Raw genomic sequence first — 7,256 nt, 5'->3', positions numbered from 1 at the left:
GGCGGTCGCGGCCGCGGGGTTCGGCGCCGGTCGCGCGACCGCCCCGGACCTCGCCGCCACGGCCGAGGCGCGCGTGCACCCCTTCGCGGGGGCGCACCAGGCGGGCATCGTCACCCCGGCGCAGGACCGGCTGTACCTCGCGGCGTTCGACCTGACGACGACGGACCACGCCGCCCTCGTCGACCTGCTGCGCCGCTGGACGACGATGGCGGCCCGGCTGACCCGCGGCCTCGGCGCGGGCGCGGCCGGGTTCGACTCCGGCCCGTACGACGCTCCCCCGGACGACACGGGCGAGGCCGCCGACCTGCCGCCGGCGGGGCTGACCCTGACGTTCGGCTTCGGCCGCTCGCTGTTCGTGGGCGCGGACGGCGCGACCGACCGGTTCGGCCTGGCCGACCGGCTGCCGGGGGCGCTGGCGGCGCTGCCGCACTTCCCCGGCGACGCGCTGGACCCGGAGCGCAGCGAGGGCGACCTGGTCGTGCAGGCGTGCAGCGACGACGCGCAGGTGGCCTTCCACGCCGTGCGCAACCTCTCCCGCGCGGCGTTCGGCACGGCCCGCATCCGGTGGGCGCAGCTCGGCTATGGCCGGACGTCCTCGACGTCGACCGCGCAGCAGACGCCGCGCAACCTGTTCGGGTTCAAGGACGGCACCGCCAACGTCATGGCGGAGGAGACGGCCGCGCTGGACGAGCACGTGTGGGTGCAGGCGGGCGACGCCGCCGCGGACACCGGGGACTCGGCCTGGATGACGGGCGGGACCTACCTGACCGGGCGGCGGATCCGGATGACCATCGAGACGTGGGACCGGTCCTCGCTGCGCGAGCAGGAGCGGGTCGTGGGCCGGACCAAGGGGTCGGGCGCGCCGCTGTCCGGCGGCGAGGAGCGCACGGAGCCGGACTTCGCGCTCGCCGGGCGGGACGGCGGGCCGCTGATCGACGCGGCGTCGCACGTGCGTCTCGCGCACCCGACGTCGCACGGCGGGGCGCGGATGCTGCGCCGGGGCTACACGTTCACCGACGGGAACGACGCCCTGGGCCGGCTGGACGCCGGGTTGTACTTCATCGCGTTCACCCGGGACCCGCGCACGCACTTCGTCCCGGTGCAGCAGGCGCTCGCCGCCCAGGACCTCATGGCCGAGTACCTGCAGCACACGGCGTCGGCGCAGTTCGCGGTGCCGCCCGGGGTGCCGGACGTCGCGGACGACGGCACGCTGCGCGGCGGGTTCGTCGGGTCGACTCTGCTCGGCTGAGCGGGCCTACCCGACCACCCCCGGACGGCCCCGGTGGCCGGTCCGCGCTACGGACCGGCCACCGGGGCGGGGCTCAGACCACCCGGTGCAGCCGGGCCTGGTCGTCCGACTGCGTCGGGACGGCCTCGCTCGGCGTGGACCCGTCGGCCCACCGCAGCACGGCGCCGACGCCGTCCACCGCCTCGACGGCCCCCTCCGGGGCGATGGTCAGGCCGGCGTCCTGCCCGAGCGCGGCGCGCAGCAGCGCCACGTCCGCGGCCATCCGCCGCGCCCCGGTGGTCACGCCGATCCCGGCGAGGTCGGCCTCCGACGACGCGACCTCCAGCGGCTCCGGGCCGACCCACAGGGTGCGCTCCGCGAGCGACGAACCCGGCAGCGTGACGTCCTCGCTCAGCACGATCTCGGCGACCTGCCCCCGCTGCAGCACCGTCACCAGGTCGTCCACCGACGTCACGGCGGCCTCGCCGCGACCCAGCGCCTCCCGGTACCGGTCGAGCACGCCCTCGCGGCGGCGGGCCCGGAACGTCTCGAGCGCCTCGCCGACCCGCTGCTCGAACACCTGCTGGTTCACGCCGTCGGCGCGCGACCCGCCCGGGACCTCGACCAGCAGGTCCTTGGTGCGCGGGGCGACGGCGTGGCAGAGGAGCGACACCGCGCGCTTGTCGCCCGTGACCAGCACGATCTCCGGAGCCTTGTCGACGACCTGCTTGTCCAGGTCCGCCGCGACCGTCTCGGCGTTGCGCTCCCAGGAGTCCTCGGCGCGCACCTGCATCCGGCTGTGCGACAGGCCGCCGCCCTCCCGGACCTTGTGCAGCACGTCGTGGTCGCCCTCGACGGACTCCTTCTCCGCGACCCGCAGGCCGGTCCCGTCGGACCAGGTGAGGTCGGCGCCCTGCCGGTCGATCTCGACCAGCAGGAACCGCGTCGCCTGGTCGGCGGCGCGGACGGCGGGCAGCAGCCCGGGCACGTCGTCCAGCTGCGCGGTGGACTGCGCCGGCGGCTCCTTCAGGACACGGTCCACGACCACGCCCTCGGCGTCGGCGACGACCACGCGCCCGTGCGGCCCGGCGACGCCGGTAGGCCGGGTGACGCGCTCCTCGATCTCGTCCAGGACGGCGGCCGCGGCCCCCGCCCGCTCGAGCTCCTTGCGCAGCGACCGCCAGCGGCCGGCCACCTCCTCGTCTCCGGACGCGTCGGCGCGGGTGGCGTCGAGGTGGACCGTCACGAACGGGGCGGGACGGCCGAGCAGGGGCTTGAGCCAGTGCAGTTCCACGGGGCGACCTCCGAGGGTTCGGGTGTCGGCCGTGCCGGGGCGGTGCGATGTCGGGCCGCTCCGGCCGACCTGTGCTGTCCCCTCCCACCCTCTGACAGGCGGGGCGTGCGCGCCACCCCGGACGCGGTGCCGGTCGGAGGTCAGACCGTGGGTGCCGCGCCGCGCCCGTCAGGTCCGGCGGCGATGGCCTCGTGGTGCCGGATGACCTCCTCCACGATGAACGCGAGGAACTTCTCCGCGAACACCGGGTCGAGGTCGGCGTCGTGCGCGAGCGAGCGCAGGCGCGCCACCTGCCGGGCCTCGCGGCCCGGGTCGGACGCGGGCAGCCCGAGGCGCGCCTTGAGCACCCCGACCTGCTGCGTGGCCTTGAACCGCTCGGCGAGCAGGTGGATGAGCGCGGCGTCGATGTTGTCGATGCTGCCGCGCAGGCGCGCGAGCTCGGGCGGCGGGGCGGAGCCCTGCGGGTCCGTCACGTGTCAGGCGCTCTTCTCGCGCGGGGTGCGCTTGGCGGGCGCCTGGCGGGGCACCAGCGTCGGGTTGACGTTCTCCAGCACGACCTCGCGGGTGACGACCACGCGCTCGACATCGTCGCGGCTGGGCACCTCGAACATCACCTGCTGGAGGACCTCCTCCATGATGGCGCGCAGCCCGCGTGCACCGGTGCCGCGCAGCAGCGCCTGGTCCGCGATGGCCTCGACGGCGTCGTCCGTGAACTCCAGCTCGACGCCGTCGATCTCGAACATCCGCTGGTACTGCTTGACCAGCGCGTTGCGCGGCTCGGTGAGGATGCGGACCAGCGCCGGGCGGTCCAGCGGCGACACCGTCGTGATGACCGGGACGCGGCCGATGAACTCGGGGATGAGCCCGAACTTCAGCAGGTCCTCCGGCATGACGTCGCCGTAGACGTCCTTGTCGTCCGCGCTGTGCAGCGGGGCGCCGAAGCCGATGCCCTTGCGGCCGGACCGGCTGGTGATGATCTCGTCCAGCCCCGCGAACGCGCCCGCCACGATGAACAGCACGTTCGTCGTGTCGATCTGGATGAACTCCTGGTGCGGGTGCTTGCGGCCGCCCTGCGGCGGGACCGAGGCGGTGGTGCCCTCGATGATCTTCAGCAGCGCCTGCTGCACGCCCTCGCCGGAGACGTCGCGGGTGATCGACGGGTTCTCGGCCTTGCGGGCGATCTTGTCGATCTCGTCGATGTAGATGATCCCGGTCTCGGCCTTCTTCACGTCGAAGTCGGCGGCCTGGATGAGCTTGAGCAGGATGTTCTCGACGTCCTCGCCGACGTAGCCCGCCTCGGTGAGGGCCGTGGCGTCCGCGATGGCGAACGGGACGTTGAGCATCCGCGCGAGGGTCTGCGCCAGGTACGTCTTGCCGCAGCCCGTCGGGCCGATCAGCAGGATGTTCGACTTGGCGATCTCGATCGCGTCCTCGGCCTGGACCGTCCCCACCGTCGGGGTCGCCTCACCGGCCTGGATGCGCTTGTAGTGGTTGTAGACCGCGACGGCCAGCGACCGCTTCGCGGGCTCCTGGCCCACGATGTACTGCTCGAGGAAGGCGAAGATCTCCTTCGGCTTGGGCAGCTCGACCATGCCGATCTCGGTGGCCTCGGCCCGCTCCTCCTCCATGATCTCGTTGCACAGCTCGATGCACTCGTCGCAGATGTAGACGCCCGGACCCGCGATGAGCTTCTTGACCTGCTTCTGCGACTTGCCGCAGAACGAGCACTTGAGAAGGTCGGCGCCGTCCCCGATGCGAGCCACGTGCGTCCCCTTCCCTCGCCGCGACCCCTGCGGTCGCGTCGTGCTGAGCGTGCGGCGTGACCACCGCACCCGCGGTGGTCCACCGGTCCATCACACACCACCGCGGGCCCGGTGTCAGCCTGCGCGGGTCCCGGAGCCGGGCGTGTCGCGCGACGTCACCCCGTCGCCGGGTGCGACGACCGGCCCGCCGCACCCCGCGGGGTCCGGCGGGCCGGTCGGTCGGTCACGGCTCGACGGTCGTGGCGACGACGCCCTTGCGACTCTCGAGCACCTGGTCGACGATCCCGTACTCGTGCGCCTGCGCGGCGGTGAGGATCTTGTCGCGCTCGATGTCCTGGCGGACCTGGTCGAGCGGGCGACCGGTGTGGTGCGCGATCGTCTGCTCCAGCCACTCACGCATCCGGATCAGCTCGTTCGCGTGGATCTCGATGTCGGACGCCTGGGCGTAGCCGCCGCCCTCCATCGCGGGCTGGTGGATCAGCACGCGGGCGTTCGGCAGCGCGAGGCGCTTGCCCGGCGTGCCGGCGGCCAGCAGCACGGCCGCGGCGGACGCCGCCTGCCCGAGGCAGACGGTCTGGATCTGCGGCTTGATGTACTGCATCGTGTCGTAGATCGCGGTCAGCGCGGTGAACGAGCCACCGGGCGAGTTGATGTACAGCGTGATGACGCCGTCCGGGTCCGTGGACTCCAGGACCAGCAGCTGGGCCATGATGTCGTCCGCGGACGCGTCGTCCACCTGCACGCCGAGGAAGACGATGCGGTCCTCGAACAGCTTGGTGTACGGGTCCTGGCGCTTGAAGCCGTAGGCCGTGCGCTCCTCGAACTGGGGCAGCACGTACCGGGACGACGGGGACTGGGACACGCCGCCCCAGCCGCCGGCGAGGCGCCCGGCGCGGGCGATGAACTGCGACTCGGTGCTCACGAGCTCTCCTTCTGCGAAGTCGGGTGTGGTCGTCGGCGGGCCGTCAGGCCGCGGTGCCGCCGCCGCCGGTGACGGCACCGGCGTGCGTGACGACCTTGTCGATGAAGCCGTACTCGAGCGCCTCGGCCGCGGTGAACCAGCGGTCGCGGTCCGAGTCGGCCGTGATCTGCTCGTGGGTCTTGCCCGTCTGCTCGGCGATGAGGTCGGCGAGCACCGTCTTCATGTGCAGGATGAGCTGGGCGTTGATGCGCACGTCGGTGGCGGTGCCGCCGATGCCGCCGGACGGCTGGTGCATCATCACGCGGGCGTGCGGGGTCGCGTAGCGCTTGCCCTTCGCGCCCGAGGACAGCAGGAACTGCCCCATCGAGGCGGCCATGCCCATCGCGACGGTGGCGACGTCCGGCTGGATGTACTGCATGGTGTCGTAGATCGCCATGCCCGCGGTGATGGAGCCGCCGGGCGAGTTGATGTACAGGAAGATGTCCTTCTCGGGGTCCTCCGCCGCGAGCAGCATCATCTGCGCGCAGATGGCGTTCGCGTTCTCGTCCCGGACCTCCGAGCCCAGCCAGATGATCCGCTCCTTGAGGAGCCGGTTGTAGATGGAGTCGTTGAGGCCGAGTCCCCCGGACTCTGCCCGGGCGATGGCCGGCGTCTGGTCGTTCACGAAGGCTCCCTCATCAGGCGTGGTTGCTTGTCAGCGACCCTAACGCGCACCCGGCGGCCGATCAGTCCCGGCGCACCCCCGTTTCGCTGACGGCGCACGGCCCGGGGACCCCGCCGCGCGACGAGGTCCCCGGGCCGTGCGCGGGGGCGTCACCCGATGGCGGTGACGAACACCCGGGCGATCTCGAAGTAGATGATCAGCCCGGTCCCGTCGACCAGGGTGGTGATCATCGGCCCCGACACCACCGCCGGGTCGATCCGCAGCCGGCGCAGCAGCAGCGGGAGCACCGACGCCACGACCGAGGACCACACGACGATCGCCCCCGCGGCGACGGCGACGGTCAGCGCGACCTCGCCGCCGACGCCCTGGGTGAACGCGCGCACCAGCGCCGCGGCCGCGATCGTCAGGCCGATCAGCAGCCCGGTGGCCGTCTCCTTGCGCACGACCTTGAACACGTCCCGCAGCCGGACCTCGTTGGTGGCCATGGCCCGGATCAGCGTGGTCGTGATCTGCGTGCCGGCGTTGCCGCCGGTGCCGATGAGCAGCGGCACGAAGAAAGCCAGGGCGATGACGGTCTCGAGCTCGTCCTCGAACGCCTTGAGGACGGTGCCCGTGTACATCTCGGCGGCGAACAGCAGCAGCATCCACACGACGCGGCGGCGCCACAGCAGCAGCGGGCTGGCCTTGAGGTACGGCACGTCGAGCGGCTGGGTCCCGCCCTGCAGGGCGGCGTCCTCGGTCGCCTCCTGCTGCAGGATGTCCGTGACGTCGGCCGCGGTGAGCACCCCGCGCAGCTCGCCGTCGCGGGTCACGGGCAGCGCCGCCAGCCGGTGCCGGCGGAAGAGGCGGGCGGCCTCCTCCGGGTCGACGTCCTCGCCCACCGTGACGACGTCGGGGCGCATCACCCCGGCGATCAGCCGGTGCTGGTCGGACATCGCCAGCGCCCGGTAGCTGACCGCGCCCAGCAGCACCGGGGCGGCCCCGGCGCTCGGCTCGCTCGTGACGTAGACCTCGCCGTACGCCGCGTCGCCCGGGTGGTGCCGGAGCGCGGCGACGGCCTCGGCGACCGTCATGGTCGGCCGGATGGTGGGGGCGTACTCGGAGACGCGCGACAGCAGGTCGTCCCGCGTCGGGCGGTCGGCGGTCCCGACCGGTGCGGTCTGCGGCTCCGCGGGGCGGGGCTGCGGCGCGGTGCTCTCGAGGCCGTCGGGGCGGCGGAAGGGGAAGCGGGGCATGGGGAGACCTCCTGACGGGGGCGCCGCGACGGCGCACGGGTCGCAGGACCTCGTGCCGGACCGTCCGACGGCGGCGCGCGGCGGTGTCGCGGCGCGGTGGGGCGCGGCGCGCGTCGGGGACGGCGCCGACCGGGGCGCGGTGCCACGCGA

7 protein-coding genes are annotated in these 7,256 nt (G+C 73.5%); 1 reads left to right on the top strand and 6 read right to left on the bottom strand.

The window, feature by feature from the left end; translation table 11 throughout:
- Positions 1-1,249 (top strand): iron uptake transporter deferrochelatase/peroxidase subunit (gene efeB, locus EBM89_RS18680; protein ID WP_122151130.1); only part of this gene is annotated, 1,249 nt, incomplete at its 5' end.
- Positions 1,250-1,322: 73 nt separating this feature from the next.
- Here efeB and EBM89_RS18675 read toward each other — a convergent pair.
- The 6 genes from EBM89_RS18675 to mgtE all read right to left on the bottom strand — a co-directional run bounded on the left by EBM89_RS18675 (position 1,323) and on the right by mgtE (position 7,106).
- A complete protein-coding gene (locus EBM89_RS18675) occupies positions 1,323-2,522 on the bottom strand; it encodes a baeRF2 domain-containing protein (protein ID WP_122151129.1) in 1,200 nt (399 codons plus the stop codon).
- A 140-nt stretch (positions 2,523-2,662) separates the two neighbouring features.
- A complete protein-coding gene (locus EBM89_RS18670) occupies positions 2,663-2,995 on the bottom strand; it encodes a chorismate mutase (protein ID WP_122151128.1) in 333 nt (110 codons plus the stop codon).
- 3 nt (positions 2,996-2,998) lie between these two features.
- Positions 2,999-4,285 carry an ATP-dependent Clp protease ATP-binding subunit ClpX gene (gene clpX / locus EBM89_RS18665; protein ID WP_122151127.1) on the bottom strand — a complete coding sequence of 429 codons (1,287 nt, stop codon included), beginning with the start codon at positions 4,283-4,285 and terminating at the stop codon, positions 2,999-3,001.
- A 223-nt stretch (positions 4,286-4,508) separates the two neighbouring features.
- Positions 4,509-5,207 (bottom strand): ATP-dependent Clp protease proteolytic subunit, encoded by a 699-nt coding sequence (locus EBM89_RS18660; protein ID WP_122151126.1) that lies wholly within the window; start codon positions 5,205-5,207, stop codon positions 4,509-4,511.
- 43 nt (positions 5,208-5,250) lie between these two features.
- A complete protein-coding gene (locus tag EBM89_RS18655; RefSeq protein WP_122151125.1) occupies positions 5,251-5,871 on the bottom strand; it encodes an ATP-dependent Clp protease proteolytic subunit in 621 nt (206 codons plus the stop codon).
- 149 nt (positions 5,872-6,020) lie between these two features.
- Positions 6,021-7,106: a magnesium transporter gene (gene mgtE / locus EBM89_RS18650; RefSeq protein ID WP_199732197.1), complete on the bottom strand. Its 1,086-nt coding sequence runs from the start codon at positions 7,104-7,106 to the stop codon at positions 6,021-6,023.
- Between the last annotated feature and the right edge of the window lie 150 nt (positions 7,107-7,256).

Source organism: Cellulomonas triticagri, assembly GCF_003696205.1.
Taxonomy (GTDB): Bacteria; Actinomycetota; Actinomycetes; order Actinomycetales; family Cellulomonadaceae; genus Cellulomonas; species Cellulomonas triticagri.
The sequence above is the reverse complement of the archived record's forward strand: the minus strand, read 5'-3'. Positions and strand labels throughout refer to the sequence as shown.